Source organism: Celeribacter halophilus (genome assembly GCF_018860305.1).
Taxonomy (GTDB): Bacteria; Pseudomonadota; Alphaproteobacteria; order Rhodobacterales; family Rhodobacteraceae; genus Celeribacter; species Celeribacter halophilus_A.
Map to the genome: position 1 here is coordinate 43,262 of NZ_JAHKPE010000022.1, position 24,608 is coordinate 67,869.

Here is a 24,608-nt window from a genome sequence, read left to right on the forward strand (position 1 = left end):
TATGGCCCAGTCTTTTGAATATTTTGTGATTTTTGCCGAGATGCGAACAGGGTCCAATTTTCTGGAGGAAAACGTCAATTCCTACCCCGGACTGAAATGCTGGGGCGAGGTCTTCAACCCCGCCTTTATCGGCAAGTCGGGGCAAAAGGAGATGTTGGGCGTCACAATGCAAGCCCGCGAGGCAAGGCCCACGGTTCTTCTGGACAAGATGCGTCAGGAGACCAAGGGTCTGTCCGGCTTCCGGTTCTTTCATGATCACGACCCGCGTATCCTGACCCATGTGCTCAACGACCCGAAATGCGCCAAGATCATTCTGACGCGCAACCCGTTGGAAAGCTATGTGTCCCGCAAGATTGCCAGCGTGACGGGCCAGTGGCGTTTGGGGGACCTCAAGGATGCCAAATCTGCGAAAGTCACGTTTGACAGGCGCGAGTTTCAGGAGATGCTTGACGAGATCAAAGCGTTTCAGATTTTCCTGCAACGTCAGCTCCAGATGACCGGACAGACCGCATTTTATATCAATTATGCCGATATTCAGGACGTTGAGGTGCTCAACGGTCTGGCGCGGTTCCTCGGGGTTACGCAAGAGCGCAACAAGACCACGCAGAAGACCAAAGTCCAGAACCCGTCGCGGCTTGAGGACAAGGTGCTGAACTATGCAGAGATGGTGTCGGACCTGTCCAGTATCGACCATTTCAACCTGTCGGACACGCCGAATTTCGAGCCGCGGCGCAAGCCCGCCGTGCCGACCTATGTGGCATCTGTCAAAACGCCGGTTCTATACATGCCAGTGCGTGGCGGGCCGGAGGCGAGCGTGGCCGAATGGATGTCTACGCTTGATCAGGTCACGCCCGACGCACTGCTACGGGAATTCACGCAAAAGACGCTGCGCCAGTGGAAGCGCCAGAACAAAGGGCATCGCAGCTTTACGGTGATTTCGCATCCGGTCCAAAGGCTGCATCGGGTGTTCTGCGACTATATCCTGAACATCAGCGGCAAAACCTATGGGGAAATCCGGGAAACGCTGCGCAGCACCTATAAACTGCCGCTGCCCGTTGCTGCGCCGGATGAGACCTATACGCGGGAGCAGCACCGCGAGGCGTTTTTGAAATTTGCGAAATTCGTGCAGGGCAATCTGAACGGTCAGACCTCCGTGCGGGTGGATGGGACGTGGGCTTCGCAATCCGAAGTGATCAAGGGATTCGCGGAGTTTTCCCTGCCGGATGTTGTGGTGCGCGAAGACCGTCTTGCCGATGATCTTGCGTATCTGGCCGATGCGCTGGGCGTGACGCCGCCCGCCGTCGTGGCCGAGCCCGAAGATGCGCCCTTTGCCCTTGCCGATATCTATGACGGAGAGGTCGAAGAGGCCGTGAAAGCCGCGTATCAACGTGACTACATGACCTTTGGCTTCAAACCTTGGGGATAATGGCGGGGCCTGTTTGCGCCGGTTCGCCGCGATACCCCAGCGATTCGGAGGCTTCGCGCCCGACTTGGGTCAAAAGCGCGATATAGTCCTCGCGATGGGTCGCGTCATAGCGAAAGAGCGGGAAGGCGATAGAGACCGCCGCGATCGATTGGCCGGTCTGGTCCCGCACCGGCACCGCCATGCAGCGCACACCGGCCTCTGATTCCTCGATCTCTTCCGCGAAACCTTGCGCGCGGGTCTGGGCCAGATCGTTCCGGAATGTAGAGGCGTCCGCGAGGGTTTGAGGGCCGACCGGCGCAAAGTTCATCTTTTCCAAACAGGCGTCCACCTCAGCCGCGTTGCGCCACGCCAGAAGCGCCTTGCCCAACGCGGTGCAATAGAGCCGGTTGCGCGATCCGATGGTGCATTTCAGCGAGAGCGCATAGCTGGACTCGATCTGCCGGATATAGACGACATCCTGCCCCGTTTCGTCGATCACACCCAGATTGATGGCTTCTCCGGTCTCCTGTGACAGTCGCGCCATGCCGCTCTCTGTGGCTTTGAGTAAACGGTCCTGCCCCTCCAGCGCCCGCGCAGAGAGGGAAAACAGTTTGAGCGTCAGCCGATACTCTTCGCTCTGGGCCTGCTGCTCGACATATCCAAGATCGCGCATGGTCTGCAAAAGGCGGTGGGTCGTGGCCTTCGAGGTCATCGCCTTTTGCGCAATGCGGGCAAGAGGGGCGGAGCCTTCTTCCGACAGGGTTTCGAGCACGGAAAACACCTTGAGAACCGAGGCAACGTTTTCGGGTTTCTTATCCGGCTTTTTGGGGGAAGGCATCCGTGTCTCTCCAAGCAGTCAGCATTGCGTCTCAATAACTAGGGGCGCTATGCGGGGGCGTTGTCGAGAGACTTTAATCGCGCCTTAATAAAAATGAAACATCATTTCATTTTTGTTGAAATATTGGTCTGAATTTATGCTAAGTAGAGTCTGCCCCTGATTTGATCGGAATGATCCACCCTTCGCGCTGAGGACACACCATGCCGCACGACCTCTTTTCCCTTTCCGGCCGGAAGGCGCTTGTCACCGGTGCAAATACGGGGATCGGGCAGGCCATCGCCTGTGCCTTGGCCGCGCAAGGGGCGGAGGTGGTCTGTGCCGGTCGTCGGCCCTGCACCGACACAGTGCAGAAGATCACCGCAGCAGGAGGGCAGGCGGAGGACATGAGGCTGGATTTCGCGGACCCGATGGCGGCAAGGGATGTGTTTTCCGGCGCGGGGTTTGATCTGTTGATCAACAACGCGGGGATTATCCGGCGCGAGGACTGTGTGAATTATAGCGAGGCGGACTGGGATGCGGTGATTGATGTGAACCAGAAGGCGCTGTTTTTCACCTGTCAGGCGTTTGGCCGCGAGTTGATCGCACGTGGGACGGGCGGGGCCATCGTCAACATCGCCTCGCTGCTGTCGTTTCAGGGCGGCATCCGCGTTCCGGCCTATACGGCTTCCAAACACGCGGTGGCGGGGATCACCAAGAGCCTCGCCAACGAGTGGGCCCCGCATGGCATCACCGTCAACGCCATCGCGCCCGGCTATATCGCCACCAACAATACCGAAGCCCTCCGCAACGATCCCGCCCGCAATGACGCGATTCTGGCGCGTATTCCTGCGGGGCGGTGGGGAGAGCCTTCGGATATTGGCGGCACGGCGGCCTATCTGTGCTCCAAAGCGGCCCGCTATGTCACCGGAGCTGTGATCAATGTCGATGGCGGATGGCTGGCCCGCTAAGCCTGCAACGCAATACTCACGCAAAGGAAAACCCGCATGTCCCGTTTTGATATCATCTGCCTTGGGGAAGCCATGGGAGAGATCGCATTTGCGCCCGATGGCAGCACCCAGATCGGGGTGGGCGGCGATACGCTCAATTCCGCTGTCTATCTGGCGCGTTCGGGGATCAATGCGGCTTTTGCCTCTGCAATCGGGGATGACCCTTTCGGCACACGTATCCGCGCGACGTTGCAGGAAAACGCGGTCTCCGATGTTCTCTTGCTCAATGATCCCGTCGATACAACCGGCCTTTATTCCATCACCAATGATGTGACAGGGGAGCGGTTCTTTCACTACTGGCGCAACGCTGCCGCCGCGCGCAAACTCTTTGCCGAGCCTTCCGAAGACTGGCTTGAAGGGATGCTCGATACACGGATGATCTATCTTTCGGGGATCAGCCTCTATACGTTCAACGATCATCTGCCGCGCCTTTTCGAGCTTTTGGAACGGGCACGCGCAAAGGGAGTCGAGGTCGCTTTTGATGGCAATTACAGGCCGCGTCTTTGGGCGGGGAAGGAAGATCTGGCGCGCGAAGCCTTTGAGCGGGTGATGGCGCTTTCCTCGGTGGTTCTGCCCACGTTCGAGGATGAGGTCATGCTCTGGAATGACGCGACGCCAGAGGCGACACTGGCGCGGGTCGCGGAGTTGGGCGTGGAAACCATCGTGCTCAAACGCGGGCCGGAGGGCTGCACCATTCGCGGCACGGAAGCGGAGACGCTTGTGCCCATTCCGACCCCGATCAAGGTGGTGGATACCACTGCGGCCGGAGACAGCTTCAACGCGGGATTTCTGGCCGCGCGGCTTCGCGGGGAGGATGATGTGGCAGCGGCCTTGGCGGGGCATCGTCTCGCCGGACGGGTCATCAGCCATCGTGGGGCGCTGATCCCGAAAGAGGCCATGTCGCGCGACAGGGGTTAGTCGGCGGCGCTTTCGTCGTCGAAAAATGCGGCCCTTTGCACGCGGATGCGCGCGATTGTATCATCCAGGCGGGACAGGTGGATCATGCCAGCCTCCTGCGCCGCTTTTTCATCGCTGGCTTTGACCGCTTCGGCGATTTTTTGATGATCCGAAACCAGTTCCGGCATGCGATCTTCTTTGGCGAGGCTCAACACGCAGAGCCGGTCCACCTTGGCCTTTTCCGCTTGAATGACCTCATAGGCGAAAGGCGCTTTTGCGATGTCACAGAGGGTTTTGTGGAAAGCATAATCCAGCTTTCCAAAGGCTTCTGTATCGCGGTCGACGAGGGCTTGCTTTTGCAAGGAGAGGGCCGAGTCCAGCGCAGAACCGGCCTCATCATCACAATATTTGCAGGCGTCCCGCAGCACGGCAGCCTCGATTGCCGCACGGATATAGCGTGATTTGGTGATGGCGGCGGTGGAGAATTTCTTGACCTCTGTGGCCTTTTTAGGCCGGATTCGGATCAAATCCATCGTCGCAAGCCGGTTGAACGCATCCCGCACGGGTTGGCGCGACACGCCAAATTTCTGCGCGATCTCGGTTTCCGAAATACGCGCTCCGGGCAGGAGCCGCAGCGACGTAATTTCTTTGTAGAGATGGTCCGTGATCTGATCGACGCTGCTTTTGGTCAGGGTGTCTGGCGTGGTTTGGTCCATAGTCGATCTTTCAATGCTGTCTGCTGACACAAGATGGTCCGTTCCCGACCCTAGCAAAGATGCAGAGGCGATAAAAGCGCGGGAGATTTGCCGAGATTACTTGTATAACATCTTGTATGCAAGGATTGACGGAACGGTGAATCCATGTTGATTATAGCAAAGCTGCCGCAGCGTTCTGATGCGGCAAAGGTTTCGGGGAGGGGCGGGATGTCAGGCGACACACTGGCAAGGATCATCAAAACCAAGATGCTGTGCCGGTTGCGCCTGAACGCGCCCCGATGTTCCGCAGAGTGAATGTGATGTGCTGACTGGTGCATCGAAAAAAGAAAACGAATGGAAGGACTGACCATGAAACTTCAAGGCAAGACAGCGATTGTGACCGGCGGCGGGCGCGATATCGGACGGGCGGCTGCAGTGGCGCTGGCGAAAGAGGGGGCCAATGTGGCCATCAACTATTTCGCATCGGCGCAGGGAGCCGAGGAGACCGTGGCCGAGATCGAAGCGCTCGGCGGCAAAGCCATCGCGGTTCAGGGGGATTTGTGCACGCAGGAGGGCGTGGATGCCTTGGTGAACGGAGCGGTCAATACCTTTGGCGGCGTGGATGTTCTAGTGAACAACGCCGGTGGTCTCGTGGGGCGCAAAACCATCGCAGAGATGCCGCTTGAGCACTGGAACACGGTGATGACGTTGAACCTCACCAGCATTTTCATGATGACCAAGGCGGTGCTCGCCCACATGAAATCCGGTGTGATTGTCAACCTTGCCAGCCAAGCCGGTCGTGACGGTGGTGGGCCGGGGGCTGTGGCCTATGCCACGTCCAAAGGGGCCGTGATGACCATGACCCGTGGCCTCGCTAAGGAGCTCGGCCCTGACATCCGCGTGAACGCGCTTTGTCCGGGGATGATCGACACGGATTTCCACAATATCCACACGCCGGATGCTGGCCGCCGTGGTCTCGAAGCCGCCGCGCCGCTCAAGCGTCAGGGCACACCTGAAGACACTGCCAACCTGATCTGTTTTCTGGCAACCGACGACTCCGCCTATATCACCGGCGCGAATATCGACATCAACGGCGGGATGCTCTTTAGCTGAGGCGGAGGGGAATGATGGCAAATTTTCCAATCGTTTCGACCGGAGAGCATGTCACTCGGCAGGTGTTGTCGGAGAGCCCCGAGCTTATGGTGGTTGCCTTCCGTTTTGATGCGGAGGGTGCCGAAGGGGCGCTCCATAGCCACCCGCATGTGCAGTCGACCTATGTGGAAAGCGGGCGCTATCGCTTTTTCCTCGGTGATGAGGTGCGTGAGGTCGGACCGGGGGACAGCTTTGTGATCCCGTCAGGGATGGAGCATGGCTGTTTGTGTCTTGAGCCGGGTAAACTTATCGACTGTTTCACCCCGCGCAGGGATGATTTCCTGTAGAGTGGCGAAGTTGATCGCCAAACATTTAAAAGCGTCGGGAGAGCCCGGCGCTTTTCATGTATGGGGCAGTATGAGGCCGGGAAAACCCCGCGTTACTCTTCGGGATCAGGAAAGGGAAAGCGCTGGGTGTCGCCGCGGATGTAGAGCGGGTGCTGCGCCGATCCGTCCTTGTTCAGTTTGAGGCAGTTGAGGGGCTTGCCTGTCGCTCTGAGCGCCTGAATGGTCTGCTTGACGATGGGGGCATATCTCTTGTGCAACTTGCCATAGGCCAAGAGAATTTCCTCTGCATCTTCCGCCTCGCGCAGGATGGCGGGCAGGTTCTCCGCGCTTCGTGCAACGGCCGGATCATGCGGGACATCCTTGGGATGGGTGGCGCGCCAGTCCAGCATGTTGGTCTTCACATATCGTGTGTAGCCCCAGAGGCGGGCGAATTTGAGTTCCTTGTCACAGGTCGGGTCGGACACATCGGCTCGTGCGACAGAGGGATTCTGACCAAGAAACATAATGGTGCGCGGCGCTTCACCTTCCGGCGTCCAGTCGCGTGTCAGGGTCTGACGATAGCGACCGCAGGCCGAAAACCGCGCGCCACCGATGACGCCATCGGGCAGGCGGATATGCACCTTTCCGCCCGGATCATGCAGCTTGTGGGCGTCTTCGTTCGTGGCAACCTGCCTGCGTTCGCTCATGTGTCAAAACCTCTTGTTTCCGACTTCACTCAAGGAAAACCGATACGACCGGAAAGGCAAGGTGCGTCTTTGCGCAGATCTGGCTGTCAGAGGTTGAACACGCGGTTGGGGTGCAATTCACCGGCCTTGTATTGCCCGACAGCGACTGGTTTGCCCTCGAAAGAGGCCCAGACCTCGTCGCCATATTCCACACCATCTGCCGGATAGACCATGCCGGGGTTGCCGTTTCTGAGCCGTGTCGCGCCTTCGGGCGTGCAGGTCACTTCGTCAAGATCGGCAAGCCCCTCTTCGACGGGGCGCAAAAGCTGGTCAATCTCGTCCGTGCGGGCGAGCTTTTCAACTTCTTCCAGAGAGACGCCTTCTTCGACATCCCAAGGGCCGGACCATTCCCGCCGCAGCCATTCCACATGGCCGAAACAGCCAAGCGCCTCGCCCAGATCACGGGCAATCGCGCGCACATATCCGCCCTTGCCACAGACCATTTCGAAAATCGCATGATCCGCATCGACACGTTCAACGAATTTCAACTCGTCCACATAGAGCGGACGGGCGGCGATCTCGAAATCTTCGTCGTCGCGGGCCAGTTTGTAGGCGCGCTCGCCGTCGATTTTCACGGCGGAGAATTTCGGCGGCACTTGCATGATGTCGCCTTCAAACTGCGGCAGGGCGGCGAGAATGTCCTCGTCGCTTGGTCGTGCATCGCTTTGCGCGATCACTTGCCCTTCCGCATCATCGGTATTCGTCGCCTGTCCGAAACGCACGGAAAAGCGGTAGCATTTCAGCGCGTCGGTGATGAAAGGCACGGTCTTCGTCGCTTCGCCCAGCGCAACGGCCAGAACGCCCGTCGCATCGGGATCAAGCGTGCCCGCGTGCCCGGCCTTTTGCGCGTTGAATGCCCAGCGCACTTTGTTGACAACAGATGTGGAGGTCATGCCGGCGGGCTTGTCCACGACCAACCAGCCGTGAACTGCGCGCCCCTTCTTGCGTCGGGCCATTACTCTTCCTCGTCGTCGCTTTTGTGCAGGTCGCGTTGAACGCGCTCGTCGGCAAACATGCGCCGCGTCGCGTCCATACGGTCAAAGGTGTCATCCAGCTCAAAGCGCATCTCGGGCGTGTGTTTGATCCCGAGCGCCTTGCCCATGTGGTGACGAATCTCGCCTTTGTTCCGGCGCAGCGCCAGAAGCGCCTCTTCGGCGTCTTTCCCGCCAAGCGGCAGGATGAAGGCGGTCGCCACACGCAGGTCCGGGCTGACACGGACCTCGCCCACCGTGATGGACATCGCGGTGAGATCGGGATCGTGGATTTCGCCACGGGTGAGAATTTCGGACAGACGACGCCGAATGGCCTCGCCGACGCGAAGGGTGCGGTGCGACCGGCCAGGGCCGCTGGAATGAGATCGTTTTGCCATAGGTGCGCAGATAGTCCTGAACAGAGAGTCTTGCAAGCGGGCTTTGCCAAAAGCCTTTGCACAGGTTAAAGCACAGCCCAAGAGAATTCAGGAGAGAAAACCATGAGCGAGCTTCCCGGCATTGTTATTACCGGCGCGTCCGGTCGCATGGGGCAGATGTTGATCAAAACCGTTGTGGCCTCGGAAAAGTGCAGACTTGTGGGCGCGGTGGAACGTGCCGGAAGCGACTGGATCGGGCGCGATGTGGGCGAAGCCATGGGCGGCGCGGCGCTGGGCGTGCAGGTGACGGATGATGCGTTGGAGGCTTTTTCCAAGGCGCAGGCGGTGATCGACTTTACCGCACCGGAAGCCACGGTGGAGTTTGCGGGGCTGGCCGCACAGGCGCGCTGCGTTCATGTGATTGGCACCACGGGCATGTGTCCGAGGGAGTTGGAAAAGATCGAACTGGCGGCCCATCACGCGACGATTATCCGCGCCGGCAACATGTCTTTGGGTGTCAACCTTTTGACGAAACTGACTAAAATGGTCGCGGCGGCTCTGGATTCTGACTATGACATCGAGATCATCGAGGCGCACCACAACCGCAAGGTTGATGCCCCTTCCGGAACGGCACTGATGCTGGGCGAGGCCGCTGCCGAAGGGCGCGGCGTGAAGCTCAGTGACGTGCGCGATTCGGGGCGTGACGGCATCACGGGCGCGCGCAAGAAGGGTGACATCGGCTTTTCCGCCATTCGTGGCGGTGACATTGTCGGCGAGCATGACGTGATGTTTGCGGGCGATGGCGAGCGCATTATCCTGCGCCACGTTGCTTCCGATCGCTCTCTCTTTGCCAAAGGCGCACTGAAAGCCGCACTTTGGGGGCAGGGTCAGAAACCCGGTGAATATGATATGCTTGACGTGCTGGGCCTCTGAGATTTCCGGTTCAACACCGCAAAATAAAACCCGCGGAATACCGCGGGTTTTTCTTTTAAAAATCTATGGCGAGGCCTTTTTTCTCCCAGTCGCCGTAACGCACCGGCTCCGGCCCGTCTCGTCCGCCCAGTTCGGTTGGCATCGCTTTCACCGCCTCTTCGCGGGCTTTGCGGCGCTCTTCGGCCTCTGCCAGCGCACGTTGCGCGGCGGGGGGAAGGGTGGTTTCTGGGTTTTCTGTCTTGTCGGTCATCGGGAAATCCTTCGGATGATCTTGTCCGGCTTGCCCTTGTGATATACGGGGTCAGACCATGAAAACAAGATCATCTGATGTCGCGGGGCTTGCAGCCCGCCGGGCCGCTCTGGCCCTTCTGGATGCCGTGCTCCTTGAGAAGCGGCTTCTGTCCGAAGTGCTGTTGCAGCGGACCAAGGACCTGTCGCCGGAGGATCGTGCGCGATCCCAGCGGCTGGTGACCGAAGCTTTGCGGGTGCTGGATCGCTGCGACCGGATGCTTGGCCCGCATCTTAGCAAACGTCCTGCGCCACATGTCATGAACGCTCTGCGCATGGGGGTGTTCGAGATTTGCGCCATGGGCGAGGCCGCGCATGGCGTGGTGAATGCTTATGTGACTCTGATGCAGGAGCGGCCGAAATCTAGCCATTTCAAGGGGCTGGTCAATGCGGTGCTGCGTAAGGTCGATGGTGACAAGGTGAAATGGGATGTGTTGCCCGCGCCGATGTTGCCGAAATGGCTGCGCAAACCTTTGGTCGCGGATTACGGCAAGGCGACAGTGGCCGCGATGGAGGCCGTGCAGGCCAAGGGTGCGCCACTTGATCTAACCGTTAAATCCGATCCGGAAGGCTGGGCGAAGACCTTGGGTGGCGAGGTGCTGCCGAGTGGGTCCGTGCGTTTGAGCCGTGCGGTTCAGGTGACGAAACTTGACGGATTCGCGGCGGGTGAATGGTGGGTGCAGGACGCAGCCGCGAGCCTGCCTGCGCGAATCCTTTCGCCCGAAAAAGGCGATCATGTCCTCGATATGTGTGCCGCGCCGGGGGGGAAGACCCTGCAACTGGCCGCTATGGGGGCCAATGTCACGGCGCTCGACATTTCCGAATCACGGATGGGGCGTGTGCAGGAAAACCTGACGCGTTGTGCGCTCTCGGCGGAAATCGCCGTAGGAGATGCGCTGGAATATGAAGGTGGGCCGTTCGATGCGATTCTGCTGGATGCGCCCTGCACCGCGACGGGCACGATCCGGCGTCACCCTGATTTGCCCTATGTGAAGGACGGGTCGGATTTTCCGGGGCTTTTCGAGTTGCAGGAACATCTGATCGACCGCGCCTTGGGGATGCTCAAACCGAGCGGAAAACTGGTCTATTGCACCTGTTCCCTGCTGATCGACGAGGGCGAAGAGCAGGTGCGCGATGCGAAAACGCGCCACCCTGATCTGCGTGTCGATCTGGACGCGCTCCGCATCAACGGTGTCGCGCCCGAGTGGATCGGGGAAGAGGGGCTGCGCACCCGTCCCGACTATTGGGCAGAGCGTGGCGGGATGGACGGTTTCTTCATCACGGTTCTGCGACGGGGATGACAGACGGGGATTTCCCGATGACATCTCGCGTAGCGCCCGCTATCTTCCGGGCAACGAAAACGAACCGACAGGCTGGGGCAGGCAATGTCGCAAAGCGAGGATTGGCGGGCGAAAAATGTACGCCGCATGAACAGGTATCATGCGTGGCGCGCAGCGCGTGCGAAACCGGCCTTGGGATTCGTCTCGCAACCCGAGCCCAAATCCATCGGTTCCTTTGCGCGTGGACGTCAGTTGATCGGCGGCAACTTCCTGTTCGCGGGCTATCTGGTCGAGGCGCAAAACACGTCCATTTGGGATATTGATGCGCCAGCTCAGGGATTTGTCGAAGAAATTCATGGATTTGCATGGCTTGATGATCTGGCGGCTGTGGGGGACTACAATGCACGCCATCGGGCGCAGGACTGGATCAAGGAATGGATGGATCGCTATGCGGGCGGAAAGGGACCGGGCTGGACGCCGGACCTGACCGGTCGGCGGCTTATCCGCTGGATTCACCATGCTTTGTTCTTCCTGTCGGGGCAGGAGGCGGATGTCTCGAACGCGTTCTACAAGACGCTCGGACAGCAGACGATCTTCCTGTCGCGGCGGTGGCAAACGGCGAGCCCCGGTCTGCCCCGTTTCGAGGCGCTGACAGGGCTGATCTATGCGGGCCTGTCCCTCGTGGGCATGGAAGAGCATGTTGCGCCGGCGGTCAAAGCCTTGGCGCAGGAATGCGAATCAGAGATTGATGACGAAGGCGGCATTCCGACCCGAAATCCGGAAGAATTACTTGAGGTCTTCACGCTTTTGACATGGGCCGCTGCGGCGTTGTCGGAGGCCGGAAAGATTGCAGATGAAGCGCATCTGGCGGCGATTGAACGGATCGCGCCGACATTGCGTGCATTGCGTCATTCGGACGGCGGGCTGGCCCGCTTTCATGGCGGCGGGCGTGGCATGGAGGGGCGGCTTGATCGCGCTTTGGCAAGTTCGGGCAACAAGACCCCGCCAGGGCAGGGGCTTCACATGGGGTTCTTGCGGCTTGCCGCCGGACGCACGTCAATCATTGTCGATGCGGCTCCGCCCCCGAAGGTGTTGGCCTCTTTCAATGCCCATGCATCAACGATGGCGTTTGAACTGACCTCCGGACGCAGGCCGTTGATTGTCAATTGCGGGGCTGGGAGCAGCTTCGGGCCGGAATGGCGCCGTGCCGGTCGGGCAACCCCGTCACATTCCACACTGGGGATTGAAGGGTTTTCCTCCTCGCGGCTCGGTCCGAAACGGATGATCGGTGGACATTTGCGCGAATTGCTTGTCGATGTGCCAAGTGCTGTGCGTCTGGAATTGCGCTCAAGCGAGGATGGCGGCGGCTTCGTTGCGGGGCATGACGGCTATGTGAAGACCCACGGGCTGACCCATATCCGGCAGATCGAATTGTCGAAAGACGGGCGCGGGATTGCGGGCGAGGACACGCTGGCGACGATCACGGGTGAGGACGAGCGGCAATTCGACCGGATGATGGACCGGCTCAAACTACAGGGCATTCCGTTTCAGGTGCGGTTCCACCTTCATCCGGATGTGGATGCCGAGCTTGATATGGGCGGCGCGGCTGTGTCTCTGGCGCTGAAATCCGGCGAGATTTGGGTGTTTCGCCATGACGGTCGCGCAAAATTGAGCCTCGAACGCTCGGTTTATCTCGAAAAAAACCGTTTAAAGCCGCGTGCGAGCAAACAAGTGGTTCTATCTGCGACGGCAATGGATTATGCGACCCGTGTCCGTTGGACTCTCGCGAAAGCGCAGGAGACGCCTACGACGCTCCGCGATCTTGAGATGGACGACGAGACGCTGAACTGATCTGTGAGCCGATTTGCCATCGAGCCATTCTGGGGACCTGCTATGACCGACCTTTATCCCGTGAAGCGCGCGCTTCTTTCCGTATCCGACAAAACTGGCCTCGCCCAACTGGGTAAGGCGCTGGCTGCCAAGGGGGTCGAGCTTTTGTCCACCGGCGGATCCGCCAAGGCGCTGCGCGACGCCGACCTTGAGGTGAAAGACGTCTCGGAAGTGACCGGCTTCCCTGAAATGATGGACGGGCGTGTGAAGACGCTGCACCCGCGTGTGCATGGTGGCCTTCTGGCGCTGCGTGACAATGCCGAGCATGTGGCCGCAATGGATGAACACGGGATCGGCGGCATCGACCTGCTGGTTGTGAATCTCTACCCGTTCGAAGCCGCCTTGGCGCGCGGGGCGGACTATGACGAGATGATCGAGAACATCGACATTGGCGGTCCGGCGATGATCCGTGCGGCGGCGAAAAACCACGGGTTCGTGACGACCGTGGTGGATGTCGAGGATTACGACGCGCTGATCGCCGAGCTTGAAGCGAATGACGGCCAGACTTCCTATGCCTTCCGTCAGAAAATGGCGCAGATCGCCTATGCCCGCACGGGGGCCTATGACGCCGCCGTGTCGAACTGGATGGCGGGCGCGATTGGCGAAGAGGCTCCGCGCCGCCGTGTTGTTGCCGGTCAGATCAAGCAGACCCTGCGTTACGGCGAAAACCCGCACCAGTCCGCGGCCTTCTATGTGGACGGCTCCGAACGCCCCGGCGTGGCGACGGCCGTGCAGCATCAGGGCAAGGAATTGTCCTATAACAACATCAACGACACGGATGCCGCTTTTGAACTGGTGGCCGAGTTTGATCCCGCCGAGACGCCCGCCGTGGCGATCATCAAACACGCCAACCCTTGCGGTGTGGCCAAGGGTGAGACGCTTCTCGACGCTTACAAATCTGCTTTCGATTGTGACCGCACCTCTGCTTTCGGCGGTATCGTTGCGTTGAACAAGGCGCTGGACGCGCAAACGGCAGAAGCGATCACCGAGATTTTCACCGAAGTTGTCATTGCACCGGGTGCATCGGATGAGGCGAAAGAGATTTTTGCCAAGAAGAAAAACCTGCGCCTTTTGACCACAGAAGCGCTGCCGGATGTGTTGGCCAAGCCTTCGACGATCCGTCAGGTTGCCGGCGGCTATCTGTTTCAGGACAAGGATGCCGGTTTTGTCGGCATGGATGATCTGAAGGTCGTGACGGAGAAAGCGCCGACGCCCGAGCAGATGAAAGACCTTCTGTTCGCGTGGAAAGTGGCAAAACACGTCAAGTCCAACGCGATTGTCTATGTGAAGGATCAGGCGACTGTCGGTGTCGGTGCGGGTCAGATGTCGCGTCTCGACTCCGCGTTGATCGCCGCCAAGAAAGCCGAGCGCATGGCCGAAGCGATGGGGCTTCCCGAGCCGCTGACCAAAGGGTCCGCTGTGGCGTCTGATGCGTTCTTCCCCTTTGCCGACGGTCTGCTGGAAGCGGCCGCTGCGGGCGCGTCCTGTGTCATCCAGCCGGGCGGCTCCATGCGCGACCAAGAGGTGATCGACGCAGCCAATGAAGCAGGGCTTGCGATGGTGCTGACCGGTATGCGCCATTTCCGTCACTGAGGTTTGAGAATGCGGATCACGGCTCTGACAGCGCTGATCACCTTTGTGATCGACCAGCTCTCCAAATGGGCCGTGGTCCAGTTTCTCGATCTTAAAACTGTGGGGCAGATCGATGTTCTGCCCCCTTATCTCGTGTTCCACATGGCATGGAACCAAGGCGCGAATTTCGGGCTTTTGTCCGGTCATGGCGATCTGTTGCGCTGGGGCTGGGTTGCTCTGGCGGTAGTCATTTCTGCGTGGGTTATGCGCTGGGTGCGGCGCGAACAGTTTTCCACCTTGGGGCAGATCAGTGCCGGACTTCTGGTCGGCGGTGCGCTGGGCAATGCGCTCGACCGCATCATCTATGGCGCGGTGGCGGATTTTCTCAACATGTCCTGTTGCGGGTTTCAGAACCCCTATTCCTTCAACGTGGCGGATATCACAATTTTTGCAGGGGCATTCGGTCTCATTCTTTTCACGGGTGAGACGAAAAACCGGACGTGACCTTGGGGTCAGACTGGTCTAAACATGCTCTGACGCGATTTGCGGAGGAAGGTTTCTATGGTCTCGAATGTGTCCCGAACGGCTCTGTGCCTCTTGGCTCTGACCGCGTTTGTTGCTTGCAGCCAGAAGGAACGTGTTCCGAATCGGGTAAAGACCGGTCCGGACGAGTTTTCGATCCTGACGACCAAGCCTTTGCAGGAACCGGACAATTACAATGATCTTCCGGCGCCCACGCTGGGCGGCACGAATCTGACAGATCAGACCCCCAATGCCGATGCTATCGTGGCGCTGGGCGGGCGTGTGCCGTCTGCGACGGGTGTTGATGGCGGGATTGTCTCCTATGCCTCACGCTACGGTGTGGATGATAATATCCGCGCGGAACTGCATGATGCCGATGAAGGCCGTCGCAAAGGCCGAGGTAGCTATGAACGGGCTTACAAGCGTTTTGCGCTTGATGCTTATGCCGAATGGGAGCGTTTGAGAGCGCTTGGTGTTTCGGTTCCGTCCGCCCCCGAACAGTAAGCGGATCGCGCCGCTTCACGTCCACGTCAACGCGGCGGTTCCGGGCTGCGCTTTTGCGCAAACTCGCTCTATAGTTCTGACCTGATCCCTGTTCGATCTGAAAGGTACATTCATGAAATATGGTTTGGCGGCGGCGCTTGTGGCGCTCATGTCCCCAGTCCTCGCGGCACCGGCCCTCGCGGCCGAGGTGAGCCACTACGAGTTGGACAACGGGATGGAAGTTGTCGTGCTCGAAGATCACCGTGCGCCTGTGGTGGCGCATACGGTGTGGTATAAAATCGGTGCAGCCGACGAGCGTCTGGGCAAAAGCGGCATTGCGCATTTCCTTGAACATTTGATGTTCAAAGGCACGGATGATCTTGAGGCGGGCGAACTGTCGGAAACGGTGACGCGCAATGGCGGGTCGGACAATGCATTTACTTCTTGGGACTATACCGCCTACTATCAAAGGGTTGCCGCAGACCGTCTACCCTTGATGATGGAAATGGAAGCGGACCGGATGCGTGATCTGGAAATGACCGAAGACGATGTGGCGACAGAGCGTCAGGTCATTCTGGAAGAGCGCAACCAGCGTATCGACAATGATCCGGGGGCGCTGTTTCGTGAACAAATGCGTGCGGCGCAGTACCTGAACCATCCTTACGGTATTCCGATCATCGGTTGGCGGCAGGAGATGGAACAGTTGTCCCGCGAGGATGCGTTCAACTTTTACCATGAGTATTACGCCCCGAATAATGCCATTCTCGTGGTGGCGGGTGATGTTGATCCTGATGAGGTGTATGAGCTGGCCAAAACCTATTACGGCCCTGTTGCGCCTTCGCCGGACCTTGAACCGCGTTTGCGCCCGCAGGAACCACCGCAACTGGCCGAGCGTCGCCTCAAGATGAGTGATCCACGCGTGGCGCAACCCTATATCACGCGCAGTTACCTCGCACAGGAACGCGATCCGGGCGCACAGGAAAAAGCCGCAGCCCTGACATTGCTTGCCGAGCTTTTGGGCGGGAATTCCACCACGTCCTATTTGGCGCGCAAATTGAACTTCGATGATCCAAAAGCGATCTATGTCGGGGCCTATTACGATGGCACGTCGATAGATGATGCGACGTTTTCCCTGACGATGGTGCCAAGTCCGGATGTTCCGATGGAAGAGGCCGAGGCTGCTCTGGACGACACTCTGGCGCAATTCATGAAAGACGGTGTCGATCCCGAAGAGCTTGAGCGTCTCAAAACCCAGCTGCGGGCGGGCCTGATTTATGCCGAGGACAATATCGAAGGGCTTGCCCGACAATATGGTGCGGAGATGGCGGTTGGTCTGTCCCTGAAAGATATCGAAGACTGGCCGGATATCTTGCAGGCCGTCACCGCCGAAGATGTCATGAATGCCGCCAAAGAGGTGTTTGATCGTCGTCATGCGGTTACGGGCTGGCTGATGCCCTCCAACATGGAAGGAGCCGAAGAATGAAACGACTCTTGAGCACATTGGTTGCACTGGTCTGGCTCAGTCTGCCCGCGCAGGCGGCTGTGGAAGTGCAGACCGTCGAAACGCCGGGCGGGATCAAGGCATGGCTGGTCGAGGAACATTCCATTCCTTTCACGGCGCTTGAAATCCGCTTTCAGGGCGGGACCTCTCTGGACCGACCGGGCAAGCGGGGCGAAGTTGGCCTCATGATGGCCACTCTGGAAGAGGGCGCGGGCGATATGGATGCGCAGGCCTTTGCCAAGGCACGCGACAGTCTGGCCGCCAGTTTCCGGTTCAACGCCAGTATGGATTCCGTGTCGGTCTCCGCGCGGTTTCTGAGTGAGAACCGTGATGAAGCCATGTCACTGCTGCGCACGGCGCTTATGGATCCGCGCTTTGATCAGGCGGCTGTGGATCGTGTGCGCTCTCAGGTCCTGTCGATCCTGCGCAATGCAGAAACCGATCCGGGGGAAATTGCGTCGAACACCTTCTACAAACAGGCATTTGGCGACCACCCTTATGGCAACAATGACAACGGGACACCTGAAAGCGTCGCGGGGCTGACCCGTGACGATATGTTTCTGGCCAAAGATCGTGTGATGACGCGGGACCGTCTCTATGTGTCTGCTGTCGGGGATATCACGGCGGAAGAACTGTCCGCGCTATTGGATGATCTTCTGGGCGACTTGCCGGAAACCGGCCCGCAACTGCCGGAGCGCGTGGAACCGGCCCTTTCGGGCGGTGTTACGGTTGTGCCTTTCGAGACGCCGCAATCGGTGGTGATGTTCGGGCAAAAGGGCATCAAGCGCGATGATCCCGACTTTATTCCCGCCTATATCGCCAACGAGGTTCTGGGCGGCCACGGTGAATCGCGCCTCATGGAAGAGGTGCGTGAAAAACGTGGTCTGACCTATGGTGTCGGCTCCTATCTCGTGCCTTTCGATCATTCCGAACTTGTCATGGGCCAGTTTTCTTCCGGCAACGAAGTTGTGGCCGAGGCGATTGGTGTGGTCAAAACTGAATGGAAGAAATTCGCTGAGAAGGGCCTCACGGCGGAAGAGTTGGAGAATGTGAAAACCTATCTGACGGGGGCCTATCCGCTCAGGTTCGATGGCAATGCGCCGATTGCACGCATTCTTGTCGGGATGCAGATGGACGGTCTCTCGCCGGACTACATCGCCACGCGCAACGATATGGTTAATGCGGTGACGCTGGACGAGATCAACGCGGTGATCAAGCGGCTCTATGATCCGGAAGCCCTTTCCTTTGTGGTCGTCGGCAGCCCCAAAGACCTTGTGACTGACTAATCTCTTTCGAGATGTTTCGCCCGATTTGCCCTTGATTTCATCATGGTCGAATCGGGCGTTTCCATGCTAGGTCTTGTGGTATGAACTCTCCGACACGCAGCATAAGCCAAGACACGCCTCGCCCTGTTATTCGCCAATTGGATGAAGGCGCAATCAACCGTATCGCCGCTGGTGAAGTGGTCGAGCGCCCCGCTTCGGCAGTCAAGGAACTGGCCGAAAACGCGATCGACGCGGGCGCGCGCAGGGTTGAGGTGGACTATGCTGACGGGGGCAAGACGCTGATCCGTGTGACCGATGACGGTTGCGGGATGACGGCGGATGATCTGCCCCTCGCGCTCTCGCGCCATGCAACATCAAAGATTGACGGCTCCGATCTGCTCGACATCCACACCTTCGGGTTTCGGGGGGAAGCGTTGCCCTCTCTTGGTGCAGTCGGGCGTTTGAAAATCACCTCGCGGGCTGAAGGCTCCGATGGTGTGACCCTGTCCGTGTCCGGCGGCAAGATGGAGCCGGTCAAACCTGCGGCGCTGACCCGCGGGACAGTGGTTGAACTGCGCGACCTGTTCTACGCCACCCCCGCGCGGCTGAAGTTTCTACGCACGGATCGGGCAGAGGCACAGGCGATCACAGATGTGGTCAAACGTCTGGCGATGGCCGAACCCTATGTCGGGTTCACCCTGCGCGATGTGTCGGGAGGCGGCGAGGGGCGCGTGACCTTCCGTGCCGATCCGCAATCCGGCGATATGTTTGATGCGCTGCACGGACGGTTGGCGACGGTTCTGGGCAAGGAATTTGCCGAGAATGCTCTGGCCATTGATGCGGAACGTGAGGGGCTGACGCTCACCGGATATGCGGCCTTGCCGACCTATTCGCGCGGCTCCGCTGTGGCGCAGTATCTTTTCGTCAACGGGCGACCTGTGCGGGACAAGCTTTTGGTTGGTGCGCTGCGTGGGGCCTATTTCGATTTCCTGTCCCGTGACCGGCATCCGGCGGCATGTCTCTTTATCGACTGCGATCCGCATCTGGTGGACGTCAACGTCCATCCCGCGAAGTCTGAAGTGCGGTTCCGTGAGCCGGGCCTTGCACGCGGTCTGATCGTATCTGCCCTGCGTCATGCTTTGGCCGAGGCGGGGCATCGCGCCTCAACCACCGTGGCCAACGCGACTCTGGGTGCCATGCGACCGGAACAGACCGGCGAGCCGCGTGTATATCAGATGGACCGCCCTTCGATGGGGGGATACGCCGCCCCTTATCGCCCGCCGCAAGAGGTGATGGAGCAAAGCTATAACTGGCAAGCGCCGGAACGTCCCGCGCCCGTGGTGACACCGGGATTTGCCGAGATGTCCCAACCGTCCGCACGGATGGAGGAGGTGCCCGCCCAGCCGGAGACCGAGGCTCTGCCTTTGGGCGCCGCCCGTGCGCAAGTGCATGAAAATTACATTATCGCCCAGACCGAGCGCGGTATTGTGATCGTTGATCAACATGCCGCACATGAGCGGTTGGTTTATGAAAAACTCAAACACCAGATGGCCGAACATGGCGTCAAATCGCAGGCGCTTTTGATCCCTGAAGTGGTCGAGCTTTCCGCAAATGATGCGCAGATGCTTTTGGATATGGCCGACGATCTGGCGCGTCTCGGGCTTGTGATCGAACCCTTTGGCGGGGCTGCGATTGCTGTGCGCGAAACACCCGCGATCCTGGGACGGGTCGAAGCCAAGGCGATGATCGAGGACATTCTCGACGAGCTTTCCGATCTTGGTGACAGCTATACGGTTCAGACGCGGATCGAGGCGGTGCTGTCGCGTGTGGCCTGTCACGGCTCGATCCGGTCGGGACGAAGGATGCATGCAGAAGAGATGAATGCCCTGTTGCGCGAGATGGAGGCCACGCCCCATTCCGGTCAATGCAACCACGGCCGGCCCACCTATGTGGAGCTGAAACTTTCCGATATTGAACGCCTGTTTGGACGCACATGACTCTTGATTTCGCTGACCCTCTGACGCTTGCTGCCGTGATCGGCGGGGCGGCCCTTTTGCTTTTCTTTTTTCTTCTGGTTGTGGTTCTGAAACGCTCTGGCGAGGCTGCGAGAATGGCCCTGCCGATTGCGCAACAGATGAACCAGCTTGGCCAGCGGGTGCAGATGCTCTCTGATGGGCAACAGCAGCTTGCGGGCGGATTGACCCATGTCTCCGAGGCGCAAGTGGCGTCGCAATCGAAGATGCTGGAACTGATGGAGAAACGGCTCTCTCTGGTGACGGAGACGATGAATCTGAACCTGCAAGGGTCGGCACAACGCACGGCCAAAAGCCTCGGCGCGTTGCATGAACGTCTGGAAACCATCGACAAGGCGCAGGCGAATATCGAGAAGCTTTCGGGAAATGTCCTGTCCTTGCAAGACATCCTTTCGAACAAGCAGACGCGCGGTGCCTTCGGGGAAATCCAGTTGAACGATATCGTCAGCAAGGCCCTTCCCAAGGACAGCTATACTCTACAGGCGACGCTCTCGAACGGGAAACGGGCGGATTGTCTGATCCATCTGCCCAACCCTCCGGGACCGATCGCAATCGACAGCAAATTTCCGCTGGAAGCCTATGAGGCGTTGCGGCGTGCCGATACGCAGTGGGAACTCAATGAAGCCGCGAAACTCATGCGGCAGGCGGTGAAGCGGCATATCTCGGACATTTCGGAGAAATACATTCTCGAAGGAGAAACCGCAGACGGGGCGTTGATGTTCCTGCCGTCCGAGGCGGTCTATGCCGAGCTTCATGCGAATTTCCCCGAGCTTGTCCGCGAGGGCTTTGACAAACGTGTGTGGATCGTCTCTCCGACCACCTGCATGGCGACACTCAACACGATGCGGGCGATTCTCAAGGATGCGCGGATGCGTGAACAGGCGGGCGCAATCCGTAAGGAACTGTCCCTGCTCCATGCTGATGTGGAGCGTCTCGGTGCCCGCGTCGGCAATCTCGACCGTCATTTCGGACAAGCGGCCAAAGATCTCGAAGACATCAAGATTTCGGCCGAAAAAGCGGGCAAGCGGGCGCACCGGCTCGACAATTTCGACTTCGAGGAACTGGCCGCCGATACACCGGCTGCGGCCCCTGCTGCGCTTGTGCAAAAATCGTAGAAAACCCTCTGTGAAGGTGGAAAGTTTGACCTAGGTCATGTGCCTGTGGCACCCTTTGGGGCACAGTCTTTTCGCACAGGATTTGGAGGAATGCGCCATGGATATCAGCCCGAACAAAGTCGCCTTTGTCATTGTGCGCGCGCGTGAGCTTGGCGCAAAAGTTGGCCGGTGGGACAGGCCCGGAGATGAAGCCGACGGGGATACGATCCTTGAGGCCCGCCCGTCTGACGGCACAGGGCGTGAGTTGCAGAGTTTCATTTGCGGCTTGAACGAGGATGAAAAAGCCGCCCTTGTCGCGATCACATGGATCGGGCGTGAAACCTTTGACGATTATGCCGAGGCCTTTGAGACAGCCAAGCAAGAGGCCACCGGCCCGACCGAGAAGTACCTCCTCGGGATTCCGCTTTTGGCCGATTATCTTGAAGACGGCTTGGAACGTCTCGGGGTGGATACGTCGGAATTGGAAGACGAACTGTATCGCAAAGCGTAAAGTTTCGGTTTGAAGACAAAGGCAGGCGTCGCAGTTTTCGCGGCGCCTGTTGGGCTTTTGCGTTTCGCCACACGATTGTGTGCAAAAGTACACATTTTCTTTTGCGAACTTGATCTTAATTAAAGAATGGCGGGTCGCATCGCGCGATGATCCCGCTGTCTCTCTGGTTTGGCGCGCGTCGCCATGCACAGGGAGAATTTAAGTAGTAAAGGAGACCTCCCCTATGAAAGCCCTTAGATTTTACGCCGCGAAAGATCTTCGTATTGAAGACATGGAAGACATCCCCCAGCCAGGGCCAGGGCAGGTTGCAATCAAGAACAAATATGTCGGTATCTGTGGCACTGACCTGCACGAATATGTTGCCGGTCCGATTTTTGTGCCGGCAGAACCACATCCTTTCACAAAGGCACAGGCTCCGCAGGTTCTCGGGCACGAGTTCAGCGGCGAAGTGACTGCCGTGGGCGAAGGTGTCACCCATGTGAAACCCGGTGACCGCGTGTCGGTGCAGCCGCTGGTGATGCCGCGTTCGGGCGACTATTTTGCAGACCGTGGCCTGTTCCATCTGAGCGAGGAACTGGCGCTGGTTGGTCTGAGCTGGATGTCCGGAGGTATGGCGGAGGCGGCGATTGTCAATGATTACAACGCGGTGAAAATCCCCGACAGCATGAGCTGGGAAGAGGGCGCGTTGGTCGAGCCGACTGCGGTGGCGGTCTATGCCTGTGAGCGTGGTGAGGTGACTGCCGGTGATTCCGTTCTGGTGACCGGTGCGGGTCCGATTGGTATGCTCGCAATGCTGTCCGCAAAAGCATTCGGTGCGACAAAAATCTTTTTGTCCGATGTGAATGAAACGCGGCTGAAACTGGCGAAAGAGATCATGCCGGAGGTGATCACCCTCAACCCGATGAAGGATGATGTGGTGGCCGTTGTTCGGGAGCAAACCGAAGGTGGCGTTGGCTGTGACAAGGTGCTTGAGGCATCGGGAAACGAAGCGGCATTGAACACAGGTCTGCAAGCGGTGCGCAAGCAGGGCACGATTGTTCAGGTCGGTTTGCATACCAAAGACAGCAAACTGCATTGGCATGATGTGACCTTCAAGGATGTCGATGTGCGCGGGGCTTGGGCTTACCCGACCCACTACTGGCCGAAAGTTGTGGACCTGATCGCTTCTGGTGCAATTCCGGCAGAGAAAGTGGTGACCAAGAAAATCGTTCTCGACGACGCGGTGACCGAAGGGTTTGATGCGCTGCTCGACCCATCGGGTGAGCACGTCAAAATCCTGATCGATGTTTCGGCATAAGCCGGAAGTGTCGGGCGCGCCCTTCGGGGCGCGCTTTACTCTTTTCCGGAAACCTTGCGACTCGGCGTTTTCACGAAACGCATCGCTTTGCAGGCTGATTGTCAGCCATGAAAATTGTCAGACACGAAAAAAGCCGCCCGAAAATCGGACGGCCTTTTTTTAGTGATCGCTGCTGAACTTAGCCCTGACGGGCTTTGAAGCGGCGCTGCGTCTTGTTGATCACGTACACGCGGCCTTTACGGCGCACGACGCGGCAGTCGCGGTGCCGGTTCTTCAGCGAGCGGAGCGAGTTGCGAACTTTCATGTCCAGTCTCCTTGTCGCGGCGCCTGCGTGCGCCTGTTTAAAACCAATCTGACCGGCCGGATGGTGGGCGTAACAAGGTTCGAACTTGTGACCCCTTCGATGTCAACGAAGTGCTCTACCACTGAGCTATACGCCCTTCCGTCCGTGGGAAACTGCGCCTTGCCCGAACCTCTACCACAGGGTGGTAAATTGGCGGAACGAACAAGACGCGGGGCATTTCCCGCGTCAGTCCGTGGGCGTATAAAAGGAGTCGGATGAATGTTCAAGAGCTTTTGACAGAGATTTTCGTCCTTTACCGCGTTTCCCGTCATGACAGGTGGGATATGCCCAAGAAAATCAGGGCGACAGAAATGCGAAATTGGCATTTTTCATGAGATGAAACCCTTCGGATTTTTGCAAAACCCATTATAGTCTTCGGGTGAAAGGATTTTCGATGAGTGTAGCCCCCTATTTTTTGCAGCGACCTGCGCAGAGAACGTCCTGCGTGGTGTTTGCATCGCCGCATAGCGGGCGGGCCTATCCGGAGGAGATGCTGGAGCACGGGCTTTTGGATCCGTTGCAACTGCGTTCTTCTGAGGATGCGTATGTGGACCGGATTTTCGCGCGTGTTCCCGACTTTGGTGCTGTGCTTTTGTCTGCCACTTATCCACGGGCTTGGGTGGATTTGAACCGCCGCTCCGACGAGCTTGATCCGGCGCTGATCGAGGGTGTCGGACGTGCAGGTTTGAACCCGCGGATCGCTTCCGGCCTTGGTGTGATTCCGCGCGTGGTGGCGGGTGGTCGTGCGATCTATCGTGGCAAGATCAGTCGCGCGGCAGCGCAAGAGCGGATTGAACAGGTCTGGGTGCCCTATCATCATCTTTTGAAATCCGTGCTCGACGAATCTCACGCGCAATTCGGGCAGGCGATTCTGATTGATTGCCACTCCATGCCGCGCGAGGCACTTTCAACCGTGCGTATGGGGCACAGGACGCGACCGGAGATCGTGATCGGCGACCGCTATGGCGCGTCTGCGCGCTCTGAAGTTGTCAATGAGGTCGAGGCTGCGTTCATCGCGCAGGGGTTTGAGGTCTCCCGCAATGTTCCCTTCGCAGGCGCCTATGTGACGCAGCATTACGGGCGCCCGTCGCGGCAGTATCATGCCATTCAGGTCGAGATTGACCGCTCTCTGTATATGGATGAGGCGACGCTGGAGTTGCGGCCCGACTTTGCCGCGTTTCGCGACCGGATTACGGCGGCGGCGAAAACCATTGCGGAGATCGGGGTGGAGCGTTTGCCTTTGGCGGCGGAGTAAAGCCTTTT

The 24,608-nt window shown here is 58.8% G+C and carries 25 protein-coding genes and 1 tRNA gene; 18 read left to right on the top strand and 8 right to left on the bottom strand.

What is annotated here, in order from left to right; genetic code table 11:
• Position 1: 1 nt before the first annotated feature.
• Positions 2-1,426, top strand: coding sequence for a nodulation protein NodH (locus tag KO492_RS08990; protein ID WP_216044648.1), 1,425 nt, complete (start codon positions 2-4; stop codon positions 1,424-1,426).
• Here KO492_RS08990 and KO492_RS08995 read toward each other — a convergent pair.
• Positions 1,410-2,243: an IclR family transcriptional regulator domain-containing protein gene (locus KO492_RS08995; RefSeq protein WP_216044649.1), complete on the bottom strand. Its 834-nt coding sequence runs from the start codon at positions 2,241-2,243 to the stop codon at positions 1,410-1,412. The genes KO492_RS08990 and KO492_RS08995 overlap by 17 nt on opposite strands.
• A 200-nt stretch (positions 2,244-2,443) precedes the next feature.
• Here KO492_RS08995 and kduD point away from each other — a divergent pair, with 200 nt between their 5' ends.
• Complete coding sequence (gene kduD / locus KO492_RS09000; RefSeq protein ID WP_216044650.1) at positions 2,444-3,190, top strand: 2-dehydro-3-deoxy-D-gluconate 5-dehydrogenase KduD; 747 nt, start codon at positions 2,444-2,446, stop codon at positions 3,188-3,190.
• Positions 3,191-3,226: 36 nt separating this feature from the next.
• Positions 3,227-4,147, top strand: coding sequence for a sugar kinase (locus KO492_RS09005; protein ID WP_216044651.1), 921 nt, complete (start codon positions 3,227-3,229; stop codon positions 4,145-4,147).
• On the opposite strand, the gene KO492_RS09010 is transcribed toward KO492_RS09005, so the two are convergent.
• Positions 4,144-4,842, bottom strand: coding sequence for a GntR family transcriptional regulator (locus KO492_RS09010; protein ID WP_216044652.1), 699 nt, complete (start codon positions 4,840-4,842; stop codon positions 4,144-4,146). The two genes, KO492_RS09005 and KO492_RS09010, sit on opposite strands and share 4 nt — an antisense overlap.
• 348 nt (positions 4,843-5,190) lie before the next feature.
• Here KO492_RS09010 and KO492_RS09015 point away from each other — a divergent pair, with 348 nt between their 5' ends.
• Both KO492_RS09015 and KO492_RS09020 read left to right on the top strand, forming a co-directional pair.
• Positions 5,191-5,934: an SDR family NAD(P)-dependent oxidoreductase gene (locus tag KO492_RS09015; protein ID WP_066608532.1), complete on the top strand. Its 744-nt coding sequence runs from the start codon at positions 5,191-5,193 to the stop codon at positions 5,932-5,934.
• Positions 5,935-5,948: 14 nt separating this feature from the next.
• Positions 5,949-6,260, top strand: a complete 312-nt coding sequence (locus KO492_RS09020) for a cupin domain-containing protein (protein ID WP_216044653.1) — start codon at positions 5,949-5,951, stop codon at positions 6,258-6,260.
• Between the two features lie 92 nt (positions 6,261-6,352).
• Here KO492_RS09020 and KO492_RS09025 read toward each other — a convergent pair whose 3' ends face one another.
• The 3 genes from KO492_RS09025 to rbfA form a co-directional block, all read right to left on the bottom strand.
• On the bottom strand, positions 6,353-6,946 hold the full coding sequence (locus KO492_RS09025; protein ID WP_216044654.1) for a DUF1643 domain-containing protein: 594 nt from the start codon (positions 6,944-6,946) through the stop codon (positions 6,353-6,355).
• 86 nt (positions 6,947-7,032) lie between these two features.
• On the bottom strand, positions 7,033-7,941 hold the full coding sequence (gene truB, locus KO492_RS09030) for a tRNA pseudouridine(55) synthase TruB (RefSeq protein ID WP_216044655.1): 909 nt from the start codon (positions 7,939-7,941) through the stop codon (positions 7,033-7,035).
• Positions 7,941-8,354, bottom strand: coding sequence for a 30S ribosome-binding factor RbfA (rbfA, locus tag KO492_RS09035; RefSeq protein ID WP_216044656.1), 414 nt, complete (start codon positions 8,352-8,354; stop codon positions 7,941-7,943). Before rbfA ends, truB begins: the two co-directional genes overlap by 1 nt.
• 102 nt (positions 8,355-8,456) lie before the next feature.
• Here rbfA and dapB point away from each other — a divergent pair, with 102 nt between their 5' ends.
• Positions 8,457-9,266, top strand: a complete 810-nt coding sequence (gene dapB, locus KO492_RS09040; protein WP_216044657.1) for a 4-hydroxy-tetrahydrodipicolinate reductase — start codon at positions 8,457-8,459, stop codon at positions 9,264-9,266.
• Between the two features lie 55 nt (positions 9,267-9,321).
• Here the strand turns inward: dapB and KO492_RS09045 are convergent, their stop codons facing one another.
• On the bottom strand, positions 9,322-9,516 hold the full coding sequence (locus KO492_RS09045; RefSeq protein ID WP_216044658.1) for a DUF1674 domain-containing protein: 195 nt from the start codon (positions 9,514-9,516) through the stop codon (positions 9,322-9,324).
• 58 nt (positions 9,517-9,574) lie between these two features.
• On the opposite strand from KO492_RS09045, the gene KO492_RS09050 reads away from it, so the two are divergent.
• The 11 genes from KO492_RS09050 (at position 9,575) to KO492_RS09100 (ending at position 23,002) form a co-directional block, all read left to right on the top strand.
• Entirely contained in the window at positions 9,575-10,855 is a 1,281-nt protein-coding gene (locus KO492_RS09050) for an RsmB/NOP family class I SAM-dependent RNA methyltransferase (RefSeq protein WP_216044659.1), read from the top strand.
• A gap of 126 nt (positions 10,856-10,981) precedes the next feature.
• Positions 10,982-12,685 carry a heparinase II/III family protein gene (locus KO492_RS09055; RefSeq protein ID WP_252735464.1) on the top strand — a complete coding sequence of 568 codons (1,704 nt, stop codon included), beginning with the start codon at positions 10,982-10,984 and terminating at the stop codon, positions 12,683-12,685.
• 42 nt (positions 12,686-12,727) lie between these two features.
• Positions 12,728-14,317: a bifunctional phosphoribosylaminoimidazolecarboxamide formyltransferase/IMP cyclohydrolase gene (purH, locus tag KO492_RS09060; protein ID WP_216044661.1), complete on the top strand. Its 1,590-nt coding sequence runs from the start codon at positions 12,728-12,730 to the stop codon at positions 14,315-14,317.
• A gap of 9 nt (positions 14,318-14,326) precedes the next feature.
• Entirely contained in the window at positions 14,327-14,800 is a 474-nt protein-coding gene (gene lspA, locus KO492_RS09065; protein WP_216044662.1) for a signal peptidase II, read from the top strand.
• Between the two features lie 57 nt (positions 14,801-14,857).
• Complete coding sequence (locus KO492_RS09070) at positions 14,858-15,322, top strand: DUF3035 domain-containing protein (protein WP_216044663.1); 465 nt, start codon at positions 14,858-14,860, stop codon at positions 15,320-15,322.
• A 112-nt stretch (positions 15,323-15,434) separates the two neighbouring features.
• The gene (locus KO492_RS09075) at positions 15,435-16,784 is read left to right on the top strand and encodes a M16 family metallopeptidase (RefSeq protein ID WP_216044664.1); all 1,350 of its coding nucleotides are present in this window, start codon (positions 15,435-15,437) and stop codon (positions 16,782-16,784) included.
• Entirely contained in the window at positions 16,781-18,088 is a 1,308-nt protein-coding gene (locus tag KO492_RS09080; RefSeq protein ID WP_216044665.1) for a M16 family metallopeptidase, read from the top strand. The genes KO492_RS09075 and KO492_RS09080 overlap by 4 nt, the downstream gene beginning before the upstream one ends.
• 80 nt (positions 18,089-18,168) lie before the next feature.
• The gene (gene mutL / locus KO492_RS09085; protein WP_216044666.1) at positions 18,169-20,064 is read left to right on the top strand and encodes a DNA mismatch repair endonuclease MutL; all 1,896 of its coding nucleotides are present in this window, start codon (positions 18,169-18,171) and stop codon (positions 20,062-20,064) included.
• Positions 20,061-21,215, top strand: a complete 1,155-nt coding sequence (locus KO492_RS09090; protein ID WP_216044667.1) for a DNA recombination protein RmuC — start codon at positions 20,061-20,063, stop codon at positions 21,213-21,215. Before mutL ends, KO492_RS09090 begins: the two co-directional genes overlap by 4 nt.
• A 97-nt stretch (positions 21,216-21,312) precedes the next feature.
• Positions 21,313-21,705 (top strand): DUF3775 domain-containing protein, encoded by a 393-nt coding sequence (locus KO492_RS09095; RefSeq protein ID WP_216044668.1) that lies wholly within the window; start codon positions 21,313-21,315, stop codon positions 21,703-21,705.
• A gap of 223 nt (positions 21,706-21,928) precedes the next feature.
• Entirely contained in the window at positions 21,929-23,002 is a 1,074-nt protein-coding gene (locus KO492_RS09100) for a 2,3-butanediol dehydrogenase (RefSeq protein ID WP_216044669.1), read from the top strand.
• A gap of 178 nt (positions 23,003-23,180) precedes the next feature.
• On the opposite strand, the gene ykgO is transcribed toward KO492_RS09100, so the two are convergent.
• Together ykgO and KO492_RS09110 are read right to left on the bottom strand one after the other, a co-directional pair.
• The gene (gene ykgO, locus KO492_RS09105; RefSeq protein ID WP_005850168.1) at positions 23,181-23,306 is read right to left on the bottom strand and encodes a type B 50S ribosomal protein L36; all 126 of its coding nucleotides are present in this window, start codon (positions 23,304-23,306) and stop codon (positions 23,181-23,183) included.
• 61 nt (positions 23,307-23,367) lie between these two features.
• Positions 23,368-23,442: transfer RNA gene (locus tag KO492_RS09110), tRNA-Val, on the bottom strand.
• A gap of 297 nt (positions 23,443-23,739) precedes the next feature.
• Here KO492_RS09110 and KO492_RS09115 point away from each other — a divergent pair.
• On the top strand, positions 23,740-24,600 hold the full coding sequence (locus KO492_RS09115; RefSeq protein ID WP_216044670.1) for an N-formylglutamate amidohydrolase: 861 nt from the start codon (positions 23,740-23,742) through the stop codon (positions 24,598-24,600).
• Positions 24,601-24,608 lie beyond the last annotated feature (8 nt).

Coding starts and splice junctions, on each gene's coding strand:
- ykgO (WP_005850168.1), bottom strand. CDS start 23,306: ATGAAAGTTCGCAACTCGCTCCGCTCGCTGAAGAACCGGCACCGCGAC.
- KO492_RS09055 (WP_252735464.1), top strand. CDS start 10,982: ATGAACAGGTATCATGCGTGGCGCGCAGCGCGTGCGAAACCGGCCTTG.
- dapB (WP_216044657.1), top strand. CDS start 8,457: ATGAGCGAGCTTCCCGGCATTGTTATTACCGGCGCGTCCGGTCGCATG.
- KO492_RS09075 (WP_216044664.1), top strand. CDS start 15,435: ATGAAATATGGTTTGGCGGCGGCGCTTGTGGCGCTCATGTCCCCAGTC.
- KO492_RS09090 (WP_216044667.1), top strand. CDS start 20,061: ATGACTCTTGATTTCGCTGACCCTCTGACGCTTGCTGCCGTGATCGGC.
- KO492_RS09070 (WP_216044663.1), top strand. CDS start 14,858: ATGGTCTCGAATGTGTCCCGAACGGCTCTGTGCCTCTTGGCTCTGACC.
- KO492_RS09010 (WP_216044652.1), bottom strand. CDS start 4,842: ATGGACCAAACCACGCCAGACACCCTGACCAAAAGCAGCGTCGATCAG.
- kduD (WP_216044650.1), top strand. CDS start 2,444: ATGCCGCACGACCTCTTTTCCCTTTCCGGCCGGAAGGCGCTTGTCACC.
- truB (WP_216044655.1), bottom strand. CDS start 7,941: ATGGCCCGACGCAAGAAGGGGCGCGCAGTTCACGGCTGGTTGGTCGTG.
- KO492_RS08995 (WP_216044649.1), bottom strand. CDS start 2,243: ATGCCTTCCCCCAAAAAGCCGGATAAGAAACCCGAAAACGTTGCCTCG.
- KO492_RS09100 (WP_216044669.1), top strand. CDS start 21,929: ATGAAAGCCCTTAGATTTTACGCCGCGAAAGATCTTCGTATTGAAGAC.
- KO492_RS09115 (WP_216044670.1), top strand. CDS start 23,740: ATGAGTGTAGCCCCCTATTTTTTGCAGCGACCTGCGCAGAGAACGTCC.
- KO492_RS09050 (WP_216044659.1), top strand. CDS start 9,575: ATGAAAACAAGATCATCTGATGTCGCGGGGCTTGCAGCCCGCCGGGCC.
- KO492_RS09025 (WP_216044654.1), bottom strand. CDS start 6,946: ATGAGCGAACGCAGGCAGGTTGCCACGAACGAAGACGCCCACAAGCTG.
- KO492_RS09080 (WP_216044665.1), top strand. CDS start 16,781: ATGAAACGACTCTTGAGCACATTGGTTGCACTGGTCTGGCTCAGTCTG.
- KO492_RS09045 (WP_216044658.1), bottom strand. CDS start 9,516: ATGACCGACAAGACAGAAAACCCAGAAACCACCCTTCCCCCCGCCGCG.
- rbfA (WP_216044656.1), bottom strand. CDS start 8,354: ATGGCAAAACGATCTCATTCCAGCGGCCCTGGCCGGTCGCACCGCACC.
- KO492_RS09005 (WP_216044651.1), top strand. CDS start 3,227: ATGTCCCGTTTTGATATCATCTGCCTTGGGGAAGCCATGGGAGAGATC.
- KO492_RS08990 (WP_216044648.1), top strand. CDS start 2: ATGGCCCAGTCTTTTGAATATTTTGTGATTTTTGCCGAGATGCGAACA.
- purH (WP_216044661.1), top strand. CDS start 12,728: ATGACCGACCTTTATCCCGTGAAGCGCGCGCTTCTTTCCGTATCCGAC.
- mutL (WP_216044666.1), top strand. CDS start 18,169: ATGAACTCTCCGACACGCAGCATAAGCCAAGACACGCCTCGCCCTGTT.
- lspA (WP_216044662.1), top strand. CDS start 14,327: ATGCGGATCACGGCTCTGACAGCGCTGATCACCTTTGTGATCGACCAG.
- KO492_RS09015 (WP_066608532.1), top strand. CDS start 5,191: ATGAAACTTCAAGGCAAGACAGCGATTGTGACCGGCGGCGGGCGCGAT.
- KO492_RS09020 (WP_216044653.1), top strand. CDS start 5,949: ATGGCAAATTTTCCAATCGTTTCGACCGGAGAGCATGTCACTCGGCAG.
- KO492_RS09095 (WP_216044668.1), top strand. CDS start 21,313: ATGGATATCAGCCCGAACAAAGTCGCCTTTGTCATTGTGCGCGCGCGT.